Here is a 15,395-nt window from a genome sequence, read left to right as displayed (position 1 = left end):
GGAGTTTAGTATTCTCATACAAACTACAAGAAGTTAAACAGAAAAGCCCAGCGCATAGGAAAAAGCACATTTGCAAGTCGCACATTCCAACACCAAACTCACACTTGCAAAAAAGCTTTTCCTTTCCCTCTTTTTGCCACAGCTAAAAAAGAATAAATTTCCCAATGCAATAGGTTTAAAATATTTAGGTATAGAAAATATCCGCACTGCACATAACATCGGTTTTGTAAAAGAGCGGGATACGCAGCAGTAGAAAGATTTTCCATATAACCCGCAAAGCCTATTTTTATTTGCTTAAAAAATGTATATTAGCAAAGAAAAATGGCTTTGCTAATTTTAGCCTCCATTGAAAGATTTGTCTTTCTATGCCGCTCCTTCGCAAAGCCGTTTCACGTTAGCGGTCAGGCTACAACGACACCCCACGAAACAAAGAGATGACAGAAACAGAAAAAATTTTTACCGAAATCGACAAAATAATAGAAACGGTTGACCTGTTTAAAGCCGACCCATTATTTAGTGACGAAAAAAACAGACGACAAAGTAAAATTGTTTCAATCATACCAAGCGACAACGAAATATTAAAGACACTTTCTTATTTAATTGCGTTTAGCCAAAACTCTAATTCTGAAATTGTTGAACAAGTTCTAAAATCAGGAAAATTTGACAAAGCATTTAATGACTTTAAAATTGAAGAAGTCGTTAAGCTAAACCCTTGCGACATTGCAGACAATCATTGGACTTCAATAAAAGGAATTAGACAACAAGCAAAACTCTTTCACATTGTAAGTTTAGCTCGAAAAATTAAAAATATCGGTTCATTTGCAGACATTTTAAATCAGACGAACATTCCGAAATCAATAAAAACACAGAATGATATTTATGATTTTTGGAATGGCTTTGACCAGCTTTTGAATACTCTTAAAAACAATAAAATTCCATTCTTTCAATCAACTACATCTTTACTTCACTTTCTTTTAGACATCGGCTATGACTGTGTGAAACCTGATTTAGTTGTTATGAAAGTAGCGAAGAAACTTAACATCGTTGACAACGAAACAGGCGACAAAAATTTCAGAAAAACAGTTAAATTTATACAAGAGTATTCCGTTGACAGACAAATAAGACCTTCCATTATTGACTTTTATTTTCTAATTGACGAAGGACAAATGGGAGCGAAAAAATTTGTAAAACAAGAATTTTATAAACGAGTAATTTGAAATTAACGAACGACATAGAACAAGCCCGAACCGCTAACAAGGTATTGCCAAAAGCGGGGCTGAACAGCTTCGATTGGACATTGGTGCAGGGTTCAGCATTCGTTCTTCGACTGAACTTTAGTGCTAAAATCCCCGCCTTCGCCAATACTTTTTCCGTTATCTGCAAGTTTGTTACAACCGTTATCCATAGAAATAAAATGTAAATAAAAGAATGTGTAGCAAATGTTTTGAATCTGAATATTCTAATTTTATTGATGAAGAAACCAATTCTAAAATCGATGAAAAAATAAAAAATCTGCTTGCAGAAAAAGTATTGGTCTTTCTGAGCAAAGTAAGAAGCGAAAAATTCATTTATAAAAATTATTCTGAATATAAATGTAGTTTTTGCAATGAAATTTGGTGCTATTCTTTTGCTGATTTGTATTGGCGCGGATTTTTAGTAAAGAAAGAGAATATTCAAGAAATAATTTCAAAATTCAGAAATGCAGAGAGAAAAAGAAAAAACATACTCATAATTCTAATTTTTCTAATAATTACAGTTATTGTAATATTTCTAAATTCCTGTTCCACTTCAACCAATATTCAAGGAAAATATAAATCAAATTTTGCGGACTTAGGTTTTTTTATTAATACTATAAACCTCAAAAATGATGGTACGTTCGAATATAATTATTCTGGTGATTTAACAAATCAAGATTTGACAGGAACTTATAGAATTGATAGAAATAAATTGTACTTAAAATTCAAAAAAGAAAAATATGATATTGAATCTAATAATGATACAATATCAATAACAGAAATGATTTCCGGTAATTATCACAATTATGATTTAAAGACCGAAAATGAAATTGAATATCATAGAAAATTCAAAATTGGAAATAAAAAATTATTTGGTTATCGAATTGACAATGGGAAACTTGTGAAATATGAAAAAAAATATACTAACAAAAAAAGATATATTTTATTTGGACCAAACTGGAAAATGAAAAGATTTTATTTGAAAAAATTGAATAAAAAAACCTGCAGATAACATTGTATTATCCAAAAACTATATAAGTTCACCTTTAAATAGAGGGTTTTTGACTAACTTTTTACCCATAGGTTAAACATAAGTAAAACAAATCAAAAAACATCGATGAATAGGTAGATTCCGAGTTTCTGTTGTTTGGCTTGAAATCCTAAAGTCTGATAAATAGGAAGTTTCTCACAAAAATACTCATGGCTGGCTTTTGCCCAGCCATTTTTTATAAGTTCTTCATTCAAGCATTTACCATTCGGAAGGATCACATACGCCAATTGTCTTTTCCAGAAGTCTACTCTATTTTTCTTTTCAGTAATCAGCGTTACCCTATCTCCTACTTTTAGAATACTAAGCACATAATCTAAACTCATCAGTCCATACTGAACCAGTAAGGCAGCAGGAACTTGACTTTTGGCTTCGTCTTCTTTTGTTTTACGGCTTATTCTTACCTCCGGAGCATCTAATCCATACAATCGAATTTCCTTGCTTATTTGACCGTATTCTTGCTTCACGATTAAACTATCGCCATCCAATATTCTTTCTACTATATAATGGGTTTCTACTTGGATGTCTTTTATCAAGAAATAATTTTCTTGTTCCAGAGTGCTGATGCTACTCTCTTTTTCTGTGCCATTTGGTGTGATTACATTGTATTTCATTGGTTTACAGTGTTTTAATCATTGTATTTATAAAGATAATTCAAGAAATTTATATCTGTCTAGACAACAGTGTTTTTCAGTCTTTATAACTATTTAAAATTTACAATCATGGCAAGACAAAAAGGTCTTATGAAATACGTCGGAACAATCGGCGATGTAAGACATTTCAAAATCAAAGGGCAAGAAGGTTTTTTCGCTGGTATGGTCGGTGGACCCACAGCAGAACAAGTAAAATCTGCTCCGGAGTTCGAAAGAACAAGAGAAAATATGAACGAGTTTGGAGGATGTGCGAAAGTTGGTAAATCCCTTCGTACAGCTCTATCGGCGTTAATGGGAAAATTTACTGATCCGCAAGTGACAGGAAGATTAACTTCTATTATGAAGAAAATCAATTTGGAGGATGGTACGGAAGCCAGAGGTTATCGTAAAGTTGAAGTTTCAACCCAAAGAAATTACTTGGAAGGATTCGAGTTTAATAAGAATCTTTCTATTAGTGGTATTTTTAATGCTCCTTATGATGTTACGCATACAGTTGCAAGAGATTCATCTGATTTTGTGGTTGCTCCATTTAATCCAAGTGATTTGATTGCAGCTCCTTCGGGTTCTACTCATTTCCGTTTAATCAATGCTTTAGCAGTTTTATCAGACTTTTCATACAATCCGACTACTGGAAGTTATGAAGCTGATGATTTGGTAAATAATGAGCTTACAGTTATTGAATATTCGGCTTACATTCCTTTGAATGTCGCTTATGCAGGTTCTACCATTACGGCAGAATTACCTGGTACGCCAACATTGGGGGCTAATGTTTCGGTGGTTCAGTGTATCGGAATTGAGTTTTTCCAAGAAGTCAACGGTAATTATTATCCTTTTGCTTCGGGGAACTGTCTCAAAGTGGAGGAAGTTTTTTAAACGTGTCATTCGCAAAGCCTTCCCACGTTGGGGAGGCTTTTTTCTTTCAAATGTTTAACCTGTTTAACCTATTATCATGAACAGAATAAAAATAATTAGAGTGGCTCAAGGCAAACAATCCACCCTCTCTCACTTGTATATTGATGGGATTTTCCAATGCTTTTTGTTGGAAGATAAAATACGTGAAATCAAAATCATGAAACAAACGGCTATTCCTACTGGTGAATTTTATTTAACCCTAAACACTTGGGGAGGTAAAAATAAAGAATACGCCAATAAGTTCCCGTTAATGCATAAAGGAATGATCGAGATTGATGGTTTACCTACGTTTGATGCAGTGTACATTCATATCGGAAACACGATTACTCAAACTGCAGGATGTCCACTTTGTGGATTGAGTTATATTAAAAAAGATGGTGATTATCAAGTTCTGCAAAGCACAGATGCTTACCAATTGATTTATCCTAAACTATTGGCTATTGCTCAAAGCAAGGATAAAACGATCATCATCGAAAACAATTTTCAATTTTAAATACTCTTTATTATGGGATCTTCATCAGAAATCAATATTCTCTTCGGTTCTATATCCAGTTTATTATTGGCGGTGGTAGCTTATTTCATTCGGCAGCTTCACTCCGATTTTAAGAATATGGAAAAAGATATTTCCGAAGTCAAAACAATGGCTTTGCTTATTAAAACAGAATTCAAAAACTCTCACGATTTACTCAATCAGAAAGTTGAATATTTAGAGCAACGCATTAACAAAATAGAACTTAACCTTTTAAAAAATACAGATCATGAAAAGAAATAATTTCAATATCGTTAGTAGAATTCAAGAACCCACTCCAAAATGGTTTAAGATAATCAGAACTACTGGATTGCTATTATCGGCAATAGGTGGTACGTTAGTGGCTGCTCCGGTGGAGTTGCCCGCTACTTTAGTTACGATTGGAGGCTACTTACTTCTTGGTGGAACTCTCGCCAGTGCTTTATCACAAACAGCTATCAGCTCCGAAGAATTCGGTAAAAATTCAGAAAAAGCCTCTGAAAATCAAACTGTAAATTCAGATCCAGAATCTAATTAGCTTTTAAATCCTATCCTTTAACCTCTTTTTAGCTCAGTATTACACTGGGCTTTTATTATATCCTTCTACTCTATTCCTTTGCTTTCACTCCGTTATATAGAAGGGTTGAGTATGTAGCTTTTATCTGCTGCTTAAAGTGGGTTTAAAGTTCGTTTAAAAGAAAAGTCCCCAAATTGGGGACTTTATAAAATTAGATTTGAAAATAATACTTTCTAACGAGTACTGCTCGCAATTCTGAAAGTTTCTGAAGCTGTTTAGAGTATTGTTCTTCGAGTTGGTAAACGGCTTTAATGTCGGATAAGATTTTTTCGTTTTGTTCCATTTTTTGGAGGCTTGGAATGATGAAGTTTTGCATCACTTTTTTGAGTTCGAAAAGGCGAAGCATCAAAATGACAGAACCACACAAATACGGATGGAAAAAGCCGTTTTTCCAAAGGGTGTAAAAGGTCCAATACAGGTTTTGGAGTTGGTTTTGATCCTTACAGTACAGGATATAACAGTTGGGGCAAGGTTCAAAAAGAGGTTTTCCTGCGTTTTGTCCTCTAGACAAAATAAATAGTGCATTTTCAGGGTTTTGTTTTGCTGGGTTGTACGTGCGTACTTTGAAATTTTCCATAGGTCGGGATTTAAAATTTTGGGCTCCTGGGAAAATTTTTCAAAAGAAAACGAAGAAAAAAACCGAAAAAAAAAGAAAAAAAGAAAGCCCCTTTTAAAGGGGGCGAGGCGTGGTGTCAAGGTTTTTTGGGAAAAATTTTTGGCTATATTTTAGAGCCAAAAATCTTTTGCCAAAAACACGAAGTGCTTGACCTTTATACCACTTGGCGGCTGGATTCGGGAGCCCCCTACCTTTGGCTTCTTTTTTTATTTTTTGTAGGAAACTAAAAGTTCTAAGTAGGGTTCAAAAGCGTTGGGAAGTTGCTTGGCAAAGAACGGTGAGCGAAGGAAAAAGCAGGGGTATGCCCTGCGACTTCGTTCAGGGACAGGCATACTTCTGCGAGCGGTGACGAAACGGTAGGAATATGCTTGCATAGACCTATTGTGGAGGAACTGGAGAAGGTGGGATTCAGCAATTGGAAGAAAAGGCAAAAACGGGTAAGACAGTTCGCACAAAAATGATGCTTGACAAATAGGTCAATGATGATGAAATTGCAATGGTAAACGACTTTTCATAAGTGGTGGGAATGATAGCGGTATGACTGACTGACGGAAGCAGCTTGGTGGTGGCTTTTTCAGACCGAAGCAAAAATGGACTGAAAGTATTTGCCTATGGAACTATTCCATTTTTGGTATGGGCTGAAAAAATTGCTTAGAAAAAAGCAGCTGTAGGAAGAAAGGAATACGGCTATGCGCGTAAGTGAAAGGTACTGAGTACCGGAATTATTTTTTCTTTCATTTTAAAATAGTTTCAGGTACGAAGTGACTGTAACGATTGGCAAAGGACTACTCTATCTGCATCCTATTTGTGCAACCTATAAATTGGGTGGGTGGGTTAAAAAGCGTTGGCAAGGAAAGGCAGTGAAAGGCTATGCCTGAAATGAGGAGAAGCATTTAACATAACGCCACATTATAGGCACAACACGTTGGCAGTTGCAGTAGCGTAGCGGAAGCAATCCCCGTAGCGGTGGGCTGTGCGTATAATGTTTGTTATGTTATTTGCTGGGGGAAAAGAATTAATAATATAACAAAGATATGAGCCAATTATAAAATCTAATTGGCTCATACATAATTCAAAATTTATATCACTATTGCTTACTTTTCTTTGTAATTGAAAAGAAAAGATAAATTGCGACAATAATATCAACGATATTCCATAATGTTCTACCTAGAGCAATTTTAAAAAATGGCTGAAACAGAAATGCTAAAGCAATAAAAATGAAAAATTCTTTTTTATCACTATTTCCAAAGACTGAGTACGCCAAATATAAAAATGTAAAAGTTGCTGCCCATCTTGTTAATTGATAATACCCATAAGGCATACCTATTAAACAAATCAGAAGCATAATGGCTAAAATAATTTTTAAGATATTCATTTCAAACTAATACTAGTCTTACACTAATTCTTTATCTTCTTTATCTGAATCCTCTTTATCTGGAAACATAATTGATGCTATAACAGATAAGACTAATACTCCTCCTACAATTCCTAAAGATACTGGTGAAGGTATATGGAACCATGGTGAGATTAACATTTTCACCCCAATAAAAGAAAGAATAATCGCCAAGCCATATGGAAGTTTACTAAACATATGAATGAAATTAGATAGTAAGAAGTATAATGATCTTAAACCTAAAATTGCGAAAATATTAGAAGTATAAAGGATGAAAGGATCTTTTGAAATTGCAAAAATTGCAGGGATTGAATCTACCGCAAACAAAACATCCGTAAACTCTATAACTGCAACAACAACTAGTAATGGTGTTGCCATTCTAATCCCATTCTGAATAGTGAAGAACTTGTCACCATCATAATTATCCGCAACTTTCCAAAACTTTTTAACTAGCTTTGCCCCTGCGGTTTCACTAAAGTCTTCCTCATCATCGTCATCACCTCCTCCCCATGATTTTATTCCTGCATAGACCAAGAACAAACCAAATAAAGTCATCACTATATTAATTTTAACTGGTGTACCGAAAATGTTCATTTCTGGTAAGTATGTCAAATTAATAATACCTACACCTGCAAATATAAAAATAGCTCTAAAAATTAAGGCGCCAATAATTCCCCAAAACAATACTTTGTGATGCAAATGACGAGGCACTTTAAAAAATCCGAAAACCAAAATAAATACAAAAAGATTATCAACGGACAAAGCTTTTTCTATCCAATATGCTGCCTGAAATTGTGTGAATTTTTCGAGTGCTAAAGCATGTCCTCCTTCATCCTGATTAAACACCCAATACACCACACCAGAGAAGATCATTGCTAAGGAAATCCAAACAATTGTCCAAATAGTTGCTTCTTTAGAAGACACCTCGTGTGCTTTTTTGTTAAACACTCCTAAATCTAATAGTAACATAATAATTACGACAATCGCAAAACCTACTACTAGTCCCGGATGTAAATCAATAATACTTTTATCCATAGTTATAATTTTATTTATTTGTTAAAGTGATATACATTAATCGCCCTCCTTCTTCATCGGAAAGCATTATTTTTTTTCCATCAGTTATCTCAACCATAGAGTTAATTGGGATCTCTTTATTCTCCGTTAAGTCTTTCATTTTTGGTAAACCTTGATTTACCAAAACCCATTTATTTTGATAAAAAGTAAAATAACCTACTGGTTTTTTATCTAAATCCGTTAGACTTTCATTTCGTATTACTTTACGCGAAGCATGCCATTTGAACAGATATTGATTATGATACACCATCAATCTATGATTTTCAGGTTTCCAAACGTTATCCTTAAATTTAAAATACAAATCTACTACAGGTAACGTTCCTTTATGAGCAGTACCACAAAACGGACATTTTGGTTGAGATGTGTTATCAAAAACATACCACTTTTCTTCACAATTAGGATTACTACAAGGTTGTATTAAATCCACCGTTTTTAAAAGAGCTGTTTCCCATTCATTAGCAATAGGTCTAAGCATGGGATTATGTAGACCATCTACAAATGCACGTTTGAAAAGTTCTGCCAGATATGGACCAGTCACCGTATACGGAATTTTTGTAGGATCTCCCCAGAATAAACTCCATTTCTTTAGATGATCCTTTTTCACTCTATTGGTTGAATCCGTTGGGTGTTCTACAAATATTGCTTTTTCACCCATTGATAAAACTTCGTCTTTTTCAGAATCTAGATCCCAGATTTTCCCTCCTCTTAGAGGGTGACGTCTTAATAGATACATATAAATTAAAACGGCTAAAGCATGTAAATCTGTCTTTTGATTGGGTAATATTCTATTGGAATCGCTGATTGGTAAATGTTTCGTTTTTAATACTTCTGGTGCTATAAAATCTGCTGTCCCAATAACTTCAGGTGGAAATAATCCCGGCACCACCAATCCATCAATATCTATTATAGCCGCAGATTTAGTTACAGGATCTACTAATACGTTATTATACGATAGATCGGAATGCGCTAATCCCATTTGATGCATTTTCTTAACACCTCGAGATATATTAATCCCTATTTGAAAATAACTTAACCAATCACCAAGCTCAGAATGGTCTAAAGCTAAAGGATATTGCTTATTTCGGAATGAAGGCGTTGTAAACCATTTGCCTACTTTTTCGCCACCTTTGATTGTTTCATTAGCTGAATATCCTTTTCTAAAGAAAAACTTTTTGTCATAAATAGGAACAATCACCCCTGTCTTACCATCTTTCTCAACTGCATCATAAGGCCATCTAAAAATATCGTTTAAAAAATAATCCGAACTATGTCCTTTTTTAATATTTTCAAGATATAATGAAACGATTTTTTTTATTCGATCCTTTTGATTAAAATCTAAAGGGTCTCTAAAAAAAGCTACGACATACTTTCTATCTGGAGAAAAATAAACATCTTTAACTCCTCCTTTTTTGGGATTACCATCATCTACATACTCATATGATTTTGTAGAATCTATAATAGAATTTACTTTAATAACACTCATAAAAATTAGTATATAATCGCTAAAGTTCTATCGTCATGGTTGCCTTTGCTCCAGAAATCCATCCAATTAGACAATTGCATTTCAATCTCAGAATCGTTTTCAAAATCTACAATAATACCGTCTTCATTTTGTCCATTTAAATCATTTAAAAACTCATTCCAACTCTCCATATTCTCTAGTTTACTCTCTACAACAAATTTAGGATCATAGATACCGTCCGTCATTAGAAATAATTTAGAAAAATCTCCGAAAAGATTGATACCAAAACGATTTACCATATCCGGTCTACCGAAAATTTCAGGCATTGTTATAAATCTTGTACCTCCACCAAATTCACCAACATCTAAGAAGTTAAGTAGTTTAATTTCATTATTATCTTCGGATATAACATTAATTGGGCAATCACCAACACCAAAAGTTAGCATAACGTATCCAAATTCAAATTTCTTAACCAATGCAAAAATTAGAGTTGAATTAATATCCTTCAGAGTAAATCCTTCAGCCAAAGCAAAACTTTCAAGTTCTAGATGAAGTTTTTTAACTTCATTATACATGGCATTAATAATAAATCTCTTACTTTTTAATTTTTGCTCTTTTTCGGCAGCTACTTCATTAGTATTATCTTGAGGTACTTCAGAATCCAGAAGGCTATTTTCGTCTACTATATTAGTCTCTTCTTGGGCTTGGTTTTCAATATTTATATTGTTAGTTCTAGCGTAAAAATTTTGCACTTCCTGTGATATTGATACCATCAAATCATTAGAACTAAAGTTTTTAGCAATAATTTCAGTTGCCATTTGAGAGCCTGCTCTAGCAAATCTAGCTGAGCCAGCACCATCTGCAACTGCAACTATCGTCCAGTTATCTGGTAGTTCTTTTACAGTAAAATCGTCGTCTCTAAAAGTACCTTCATGAGCATGAGATCGTCCTCTCTTGGATGCTATCACAATTTTTTTATCCAAAAATTGAGATGAAAAAGTTACATTATCCTCTTTTGGAAACCTACTGTCTTTTGGACTTGGTTTATTGAGCCATAAATCTTTAGGATCTGCATTAACAATAAATGGAATCGTTTTTATATCTATGCTTAAATTTTCATCGTTGATGCTAAAAAACTCAATATGGATATCAATTTGATTTGCTGTAGTTGGGATACCAAAAATGCATTGCTTTTCAGAATCAAACTCTAAACCTACTGCATTTAGATTTTTAATATCCGAAATTTTTATATTAGGAAATTGACCTAAATCGAACTGGTAAAAATAGTCTTTTTTAACATTTGCATTAGGTATAGAAATCTGCATTTCTCTGAATTCTTCTTTTTCTTTGTACATATTAAATATTTGTAAAATTTGAAGTTTTAAATCTTTGATTGATTTTGAGATTTCAAATACTTTAGCATTATCAATTAATTTGGAAATAGTGGTATCAACAATTTTATTGCTCTCTATCTGATTTTCTTTTAGAACTTCATTCAAAAAATTTTCCATAGATTAACCTAATGTTCTATTAATATCAAACCCACCTTCTGCTGCTCCATAGAATCCTGTATTACCACACCATGGGCAAGTTGCAGCACCATCACCTGAAATACAATGAATCCCTCCACATTGACAAGTTGCTAATGCAAAATTGTTTCCGCAAGACGGGCAACTCGGATTGCCATAAAGCTCTTCGCTAGAAATTTTATTTGCATTAACAGAACCTTCAGAATATTCACGATAAGACTTTTCATCAATTTTATATGCTCCTTCAATTTTATACAAATGCGTATCAAATCCTGGAACTCTAGATTCTTGCAAAGATTTTTTAAACTTTAAAAGATACAACTTATCGTTTGTGGAACATTTGCCGCTAAGCACAACAAAATTATTATCTGGAACTGAATAATTTTTTGAAATATCTATTTTTTCAATAATCTCAGCATTTGCTTTACTTAAATTAATACCATCTGTATTGGTATTGTTTAGATTCTCACTAGTTGCTTTAATAGATGCTGTAACCCACTTAAAAAATTCTTTATAGGAGTTTGCATCTGTATTATTAAACAACAATACCTGATCAGATAGCTTATTAAGTAAATTTATATTTGTATTGTCTCCGATAGAAATGATTACAAGATTGCATTTTTTTCTATAGTTCGAATTCCATTTATTTATTGCATTATCCGTACTATCTGTAGGAATACCATCAGTAAACAAGAAAACAATAGGTTTCCAATCTCCCTTTCTCTCAAAAGTCGTACTAACAATGTCTTTATCTATAGAATCCATTAGCTTTTCTAACCCTTTTGATAAAGAGGTTCCACTACCAATAGGAATTTTTGGTGGATAAAAAGTAATGACATCTTGAAGAGGTGTTATTACTTTACTCTGACCAGCAAATCCAATGATAGAAATCCATACAGTTTCTAACGCATAGGGATCCGTCTTTAACTCTTTAATAATTGTTCCGATACCATCTTGAACTTGCTCAATAGGTTCACCTACCATAGACTCTGAAACATCTAGAAGGAAATAAATAGGTAGTCTTCTCATGTTTTATTTAGTTTTTATTATGCAATAATATTTAATTCACTTGGAGGAGGAGGTAAAGTCATAGCTTCGCCTGTTCCTTGTGTTTTCCCTCCCATTTCTATAGAAGAACTCACCCATTGGAAAAACGTTGTTAATGTTGTAGCATCAGTTGTATCTAATTTAACTACATCATTTGTTAAATCTTGTAAATAGCTTACTTCTGCCTTCGGACCAGCTGCACAACCTACAATCACACCAAAATCTAGTGCTTTAATCATCGGGATGATTTCTCTGTATTTTTGCAAATCTGATGGCTTCCCATCTGTAAACACAAACAATAAAGGTTTCCAATCTCCCTTTCTGTCCATTGAACCTTTAATTACTTCTGATTTCACGAGGCTATATACCATTTCCAATGCCTCACCAGTGTGCGTTGGCCCACTATCTGGGCATTTGATTTCAACAGGATGAAAGCTGGCTAAATCAGTTAATGGAATTATATTTTTCACCTCTTTATCAAAAGTAATAACACTAATATGCAATGAGTCCATAGCTTGTGGGTCAGCTCGCAACATGCTCACTAACCCATTAAAACCATTATTTAAAGCTGCAATTGGCTCACCTCTCATTGATCCCGAAGTATCTAATAGGAAATAAGCTAATAATCTTCTACCCATTTTTAAGAAACAATTATTAGTTCTGAAGGAGGAGGAGGAAGTTGATCCATTTTATTTAAATCAATTCCAGATTCTTCCACTTTAGTAGAAGTTGTAGAAATAGAAGCAGTAACCCACTGAAAGAATTTTGCAATACTGTCTGAATCAGCACTATCTAATCGTACGACCGATTCTGTAATTTGTTTAAGAATTGAATCATCAGCTCCACTACCAGCTGCACAACCTACAATTAAACCTCTATTAACATTTTTGAGTTTTGACAATCCTGGTTGCCAATCATCCGTAGGTATACCATCTGTCATTATAAAAGTTAAAGGTTTCCAATCTCCTTTGGTTTCCATCGTAGTTTTAGTTATCTCGGTTTCCATCTTATCTGCTAAAAGAGATAAAGCAGCACCTAAAGATGTTACGCCTTGTGCTTTGATATCTACCATTTGAAATGATGCCAAATCTGTTAAAGGAACGATTTGTGTAGCATTCGTATCGAAAGTTATGATACTGACGTAAGCTGTCTCAATAGCTTGCGGATTTTGACGAAGCGAGTGCATCATCATTTGAACACCATTCTTAACAGCCTCAATTGGCTCTCCTGTCATTGATCCTGATGTATCTAAAAGTAAATAAACGGGTAATCTTCTCATATTAAATATGTTAATTTAGTAGTTTTTTAATATTCTTTGGATCGTTTGTATAAATATTTTATCATCCGCAGCATCTCCAATTGCATCAAATTTCCATTCACCATTACGTCTATAGAGTTTCCCCAATATCAAGGCTGCTTTTCCTGAAAAACTAGAATCCGTAACTATATCATAATTAGAATGAACATTATTAACTCTTGTAGGTGTCCCCTCATACATTCTAATCTTAGCAAACGGCACCTTAGCAAAGTCTATATTTTGACCCGGATTATTGTAAATATTTAGAAAAAAGAATATTTTCTCTACATTAGAATCCACTTTACTTAAATCAACAGAAATAATTTCATTATCTAATCCATCGTCACCTCCAACATCACCTTGTCGATCATCTCCACTATGTTTTAGCGCACCATCCTTTGAACTTAGTTTACCTAACGGAAACTTATTCTGCGAAAGCCAAGCATTATAATCAGGTGAGTAGATCCAATCCACTAATTCTCCTTTACCATCAACCATAATGCAACTTAAATCTAAATCTACATCTTCTACTACAGTCTTAGATCCAAAACCTAAAAAACCAGATTTAGTCACTTCAATAGCACCCCAATTTGCTCCAACGCAAAAATTTGTTAATGCTTCTCCACTATTTTTTCTTAAGTCAATCTTTTGACCTTTCTGTAAATTTATTGCCATAATTATTAGTTGTATTTATTTAAATAATCTTGTAAACCTCCTTTCATACCAGTTCCAACAGCCTCAAATTTCCAATCTCCATTTCTTCTATAAATTCTACCAAATTCTACAGCTGTTTCAATAGAAAAATCTTCGTCTAACTCGTAATTTAACAACTCTACATTTGAATTTGTATCCACAATTCTTACAAAAGAATTTCTAACTTGTCCAAAATTCTGGTTTCTTGCTTCGGCATCATGAATTGTTACAACTACAATAATTTCGGAAGCATTTGCATCAATTTTAGAAAGATCAACTAATACTTGCTCATCATCACCATCTCCATCACCTGTAAGATTATCTCCAGTGTGAACTACAGCTTCATTGGGTGATTTTAAATTATTATAGAAGATGAAATGTTGATCTGACAATATTTTACCATTTTCTCCAAGAATAAAAACAGAAGCATCTAAATCAAATGCCTGACCTGTACTAGATGAATTAGTATCCCAGCCTAATCCAATTGTAAATTTTGGAGCATTGATACTCTCTCGTTGTCCTTTTTGCAAGTTAATTGCCATAATAATTTGTTTTTTAGTTTATTAATATTTTGTATATATTCTTCCATTTGGTGATAATTATTGCTAATAGCCAAATAAAATAAGTTTTCAATCTGATCGAGTGATATTTTAGAAATAATAGCTTCAAACTCTTTATCATTCAACATCAATATGAATTTTATTATTCTAGTGTTAAACTTAAAAGTCTTACTCTGTATTATTTGTAGTAAATCTTGAGTAGATTTAACTGAAAAGTAATTGTAATGATTCTCTATACTAGGGTGAATTTCTGAATTTATTAATTCCGCATAATAAACAAAAATGAAATCCCCATCAATATTAGATTCTTTTAGAATTTTATCAACTGTACGTTCATGACTGCCCGTAATTTTTATATCATCAATAAAAACACAGAATTTATCGTTAACAAAATTACTATCAATGTAATAGGTATCATTTGAAATTAGGTTAATTCTTTCCTCAAAACTCATATTTCCATAATCCTGAGAATAAGTCTGCTTCCGATAAATTTTACCTTCCTTACATGCCGATTTACCTTCTTCAAATAAAAAAAGATTAAGCTTTTCCTTAAAATAAGAACATAAAAAATTTGAGGCTGTTGGTATTGATAAATAAGGACTAGGAAAAAGAATAATTTCCTTTTGTTCTAAAATAAGAGTGGCATATTTATTAATAAAACCTTTAAATAATTCATTAGCGAACTTTTTGGCATATAAGGTCTCACCAAATTTAAATTTACTGTACTCATCCTCATTAAAGGGACATACGCTATCATTATCAACCTTATGCAGGCTAAAACTTTTTTTCAT

The 15,395-nt window shown here is 33.3% G+C and carries 18 protein-coding genes; 6 read left to right on the top strand and 12 right to left on the bottom strand.

Features of this window, described 5'->3' with window-relative positions; all coding sequences use genetic code 11:
• The first annotated feature begins 434 nt into the window (after positions 1–434).
• Both ACQQ6V_RS02340 and ACQQ6V_RS02335 read left to right on the top strand, forming a co-directional pair.
• Complete coding sequence (locus ACQQ6V_RS02340; protein WP_448843990.1) at positions 435–1,217, top strand: hypothetical protein; 783 nt, start codon at positions 435–437, stop codon at positions 1,215–1,217.
• Positions 1,218–1,428: 211 nt separating this feature from the next.
• Positions 1,429–2,247, top strand: a complete 819-nt coding sequence (locus ACQQ6V_RS02335) for a hypothetical protein (RefSeq protein ID WP_448843989.1) — start codon at positions 1,429–1,431, stop codon at positions 2,245–2,247.
• Between the two features lie 92 nt (positions 2,248–2,339).
• Here ACQQ6V_RS02335 and ACQQ6V_RS02330 read toward each other — a convergent pair whose 3' ends face one another.
• A complete protein-coding gene (locus ACQQ6V_RS02330; protein ID WP_448843988.1) occupies positions 2,340–2,897 on the bottom strand; it encodes a thermonuclease family protein in 558 nt (185 codons plus the stop codon).
• Between the two features lie 108 nt (positions 2,898–3,005).
• On the opposite strand from ACQQ6V_RS02330, the gene ACQQ6V_RS02325 reads away from it, so the two are divergent.
• The 4 genes from ACQQ6V_RS02325 to ACQQ6V_RS02310 all read left to right on the top strand — a co-directional run bounded on the left by ACQQ6V_RS02325 (position 3,006) and on the right by ACQQ6V_RS02310 (position 4,894).
• Complete coding sequence (locus tag ACQQ6V_RS02325; RefSeq protein ID WP_448843987.1) at positions 3,006–3,809, top strand: hypothetical protein; 804 nt, start codon at positions 3,006–3,008, stop codon at positions 3,807–3,809.
• Between the two features lie 76 nt (positions 3,810–3,885).
• Positions 3,886–4,341 (top strand): DUF5675 family protein, encoded by a 456-nt coding sequence (locus tag ACQQ6V_RS02320; RefSeq protein ID WP_448843986.1) that lies wholly within the window; start codon positions 3,886–3,888, stop codon positions 4,339–4,341.
• Between the two features lie 12 nt (positions 4,342–4,353).
• Positions 4,354–4,620: a hypothetical protein gene (locus tag ACQQ6V_RS02315; RefSeq protein ID WP_448843985.1), complete on the top strand. Its 267-nt coding sequence runs from the start codon at positions 4,354–4,356 to the stop codon at positions 4,618–4,620.
• Positions 4,607–4,894 carry a hypothetical protein gene (locus ACQQ6V_RS02310; protein ID WP_448843984.1) on the top strand — a complete coding sequence of 96 codons (288 nt, stop codon included), beginning with the start codon at positions 4,607–4,609 and terminating at the stop codon, positions 4,892–4,894. Before ACQQ6V_RS02315 ends, ACQQ6V_RS02310 begins: the two co-directional genes overlap by 14 nt.
• Before the next feature lie 190 nt (positions 4,895–5,084).
• Here the strand turns inward: ACQQ6V_RS02310 and ACQQ6V_RS02305 are convergent, their stop codons facing one another.
• The 11 genes from ACQQ6V_RS02305 to ACQQ6V_RS02255 all read right to left on the bottom strand — a co-directional run bounded on the left by ACQQ6V_RS02305 (position 5,085) and on the right by ACQQ6V_RS02255 (position 15,395).
• On the bottom strand, positions 5,085–5,510 hold the full coding sequence (locus tag ACQQ6V_RS02305; protein WP_448843983.1) for an F-BAR domain-containing protein: 426 nt from the start codon (positions 5,508–5,510) through the stop codon (positions 5,085–5,087).
• A 1,126-nt stretch (positions 5,511–6,636) separates the two neighbouring features.
• Positions 6,637–6,924 (bottom strand): DUF6804 family protein, encoded by a 288-nt coding sequence (locus ACQQ6V_RS02300; protein WP_448843982.1) that lies wholly within the window; start codon positions 6,922–6,924, stop codon positions 6,637–6,639.
• 18 nt (positions 6,925–6,942) lie between these two features.
• Positions 6,943–7,977 (bottom strand): TerC/Alx family metal homeostasis membrane protein, encoded by a 1,035-nt coding sequence (locus ACQQ6V_RS02295; protein WP_448843981.1) that lies wholly within the window; start codon positions 7,975–7,977, stop codon positions 6,943–6,945.
• A gap of 10 nt (positions 7,978–7,987) precedes the next feature.
• Positions 7,988–9,499, bottom strand: coding sequence for a helix-hairpin-helix domain-containing protein (locus ACQQ6V_RS02290; protein WP_448843980.1), 1,512 nt, complete (start codon positions 9,497–9,499; stop codon positions 7,988–7,990).
• Positions 9,500–9,504: 5 nt separating this feature from the next.
• Positions 9,505–10,989 (bottom strand): PP2C family serine/threonine-protein phosphatase, encoded by a 1,485-nt coding sequence (locus tag ACQQ6V_RS02285; RefSeq protein ID WP_448843979.1) that lies wholly within the window; start codon positions 10,987–10,989, stop codon positions 9,505–9,507.
• Positions 10,990–10,992: 3 nt separating this feature from the next.
• Positions 10,993–12,036: a TerY-C metal binding domain-containing protein gene (locus ACQQ6V_RS02280; protein ID WP_448843978.1), complete on the bottom strand. Its 1,044-nt coding sequence runs from the start codon at positions 12,034–12,036 to the stop codon at positions 10,993–10,995.
• Between the two features lie 17 nt (positions 12,037–12,053).
• Positions 12,054–12,692 carry a vWA domain-containing protein gene (locus ACQQ6V_RS02275; protein ID WP_448843977.1) on the bottom strand — a complete coding sequence of 213 codons (639 nt, stop codon included), beginning with the start codon at positions 12,690–12,692 and terminating at the stop codon, positions 12,054–12,056.
• A 2-nt stretch (positions 12,693–12,694) separates the two neighbouring features.
• Positions 12,695–13,333: a vWA domain-containing protein gene (locus ACQQ6V_RS02270; RefSeq protein WP_448843976.1), complete on the bottom strand. Its 639-nt coding sequence runs from the start codon at positions 13,331–13,333 to the stop codon at positions 12,695–12,697.
• A 15-nt stretch (positions 13,334–13,348) separates the two neighbouring features.
• Positions 13,349–14,026, bottom strand: a complete 678-nt coding sequence (locus ACQQ6V_RS02265) for a TerD family protein (RefSeq protein ID WP_448843975.1) — start codon at positions 14,024–14,026, stop codon at positions 13,349–13,351.
• 5 nt (positions 14,027–14,031) lie between these two features.
• The gene (locus tag ACQQ6V_RS02260) at positions 14,032–14,586 is read right to left on the bottom strand and encodes a TerD family protein (protein WP_448843974.1); all 555 of its coding nucleotides are present in this window, start codon (positions 14,584–14,586) and stop codon (positions 14,032–14,034) included.
• The gene (locus ACQQ6V_RS02255) at positions 14,520–15,395 is read right to left on the bottom strand and encodes a phosphoribosyltransferase family protein (protein WP_448843973.1); all 876 of its coding nucleotides are present in this window, start codon (positions 15,393–15,395) and stop codon (positions 14,520–14,522) included. The genes ACQQ6V_RS02260 and ACQQ6V_RS02255 overlap by 67 nt, the downstream gene beginning before the upstream one ends.

It is taken from the genome of Chryseobacterium electrogenes (assembly GCF_053553015.1).
This window is presented reverse-complemented; position numbering and strand designations above follow the sequence as displayed.

Excerpts from the sequence above, each read along its gene's own strand:
- ACQQ6V_RS02340 (WP_448843990.1), top strand. The coding sequence starts at position 435 with ATGACAGAAACAGAAAAAATTTTTACCGAAATCGACAAAATAATAGAA.
- ACQQ6V_RS02335 (WP_448843989.1), top strand. The coding sequence starts at position 1,429 with ATGTGTAGCAAATGTTTTGAATCTGAATATTCTAATTTTATTGATGAA.
- ACQQ6V_RS02330 (WP_448843988.1), bottom strand. The coding sequence starts at position 2,897 with ATGAAATACAATGTAATCACACCAAATGGCACAGAAAAAGAGAGTAGC.
- ACQQ6V_RS02325 (WP_448843987.1), top strand. The coding sequence starts at position 3,006 with ATGGCAAGACAAAAAGGTCTTATGAAATACGTCGGAACAATCGGCGAT.
- ACQQ6V_RS02320 (WP_448843986.1), top strand. The coding sequence starts at position 3,886 with ATGAACAGAATAAAAATAATTAGAGTGGCTCAAGGCAAACAATCCACC.
- ACQQ6V_RS02315 (WP_448843985.1), top strand. The coding sequence starts at position 4,354 with ATGGGATCTTCATCAGAAATCAATATTCTCTTCGGTTCTATATCCAGT.
- ACQQ6V_RS02310 (WP_448843984.1), top strand. The coding sequence starts at position 4,607 with ATGAAAAGAAATAATTTCAATATCGTTAGTAGAATTCAAGAACCCACT.
- ACQQ6V_RS02305 (WP_448843983.1), bottom strand. The coding sequence starts at position 5,510 with ATGGAAAATTTCAAAGTACGCACGTACAACCCAGCAAAACAAAACCCT.
- ACQQ6V_RS02300 (WP_448843982.1), bottom strand. The coding sequence starts at position 6,924 with ATGAATATCTTAAAAATTATTTTAGCCATTATGCTTCTGATTTGTTTA.
- ACQQ6V_RS02295 (WP_448843981.1), bottom strand. The coding sequence starts at position 7,977 with ATGGATAAAAGTATTATTGATTTACATCCGGGACTAGTAGTAGGTTTT.
- ACQQ6V_RS02290 (WP_448843980.1), bottom strand. The coding sequence starts at position 9,499 with ATGAGTGTTATTAAAGTAAATTCTATTATAGATTCTACAAAATCATAT.
- ACQQ6V_RS02285 (WP_448843979.1), bottom strand. The coding sequence starts at position 10,989 with ATGGAAAATTTTTTGAATGAAGTTCTAAAAGAAAATCAGATAGAGAGC.
- ACQQ6V_RS02280 (WP_448843978.1), bottom strand. The coding sequence starts at position 12,036 with ATGAGAAGACTACCTATTTATTTCCTTCTAGATGTTTCAGAGTCTATG.
- ACQQ6V_RS02275 (WP_448843977.1), bottom strand. The coding sequence starts at position 12,692 with ATGGGTAGAAGATTATTAGCTTATTTCCTATTAGATACTTCGGGATCA.
- ACQQ6V_RS02270 (WP_448843976.1), bottom strand. The coding sequence starts at position 13,333 with ATGAGAAGATTACCCGTTTATTTACTTTTAGATACATCAGGATCAATG.
- ACQQ6V_RS02265 (WP_448843975.1), bottom strand. The coding sequence starts at position 14,026 with ATGGCAATAAATTTACAGAAAGGTCAAAAGATTGACTTAAGAAAAAAT.
- ACQQ6V_RS02260 (WP_448843974.1), bottom strand. The coding sequence starts at position 14,586 with ATGGCAATTAACTTGCAAAAAGGACAACGAGAGAGTATCAATGCTCCA.
- ACQQ6V_RS02255 (WP_448843973.1), bottom strand. The coding sequence starts at position 15,395 with ATGAAAAAAAGTTTTAGCCTGCATAAGGTTGATAATGATAGCGTATGT.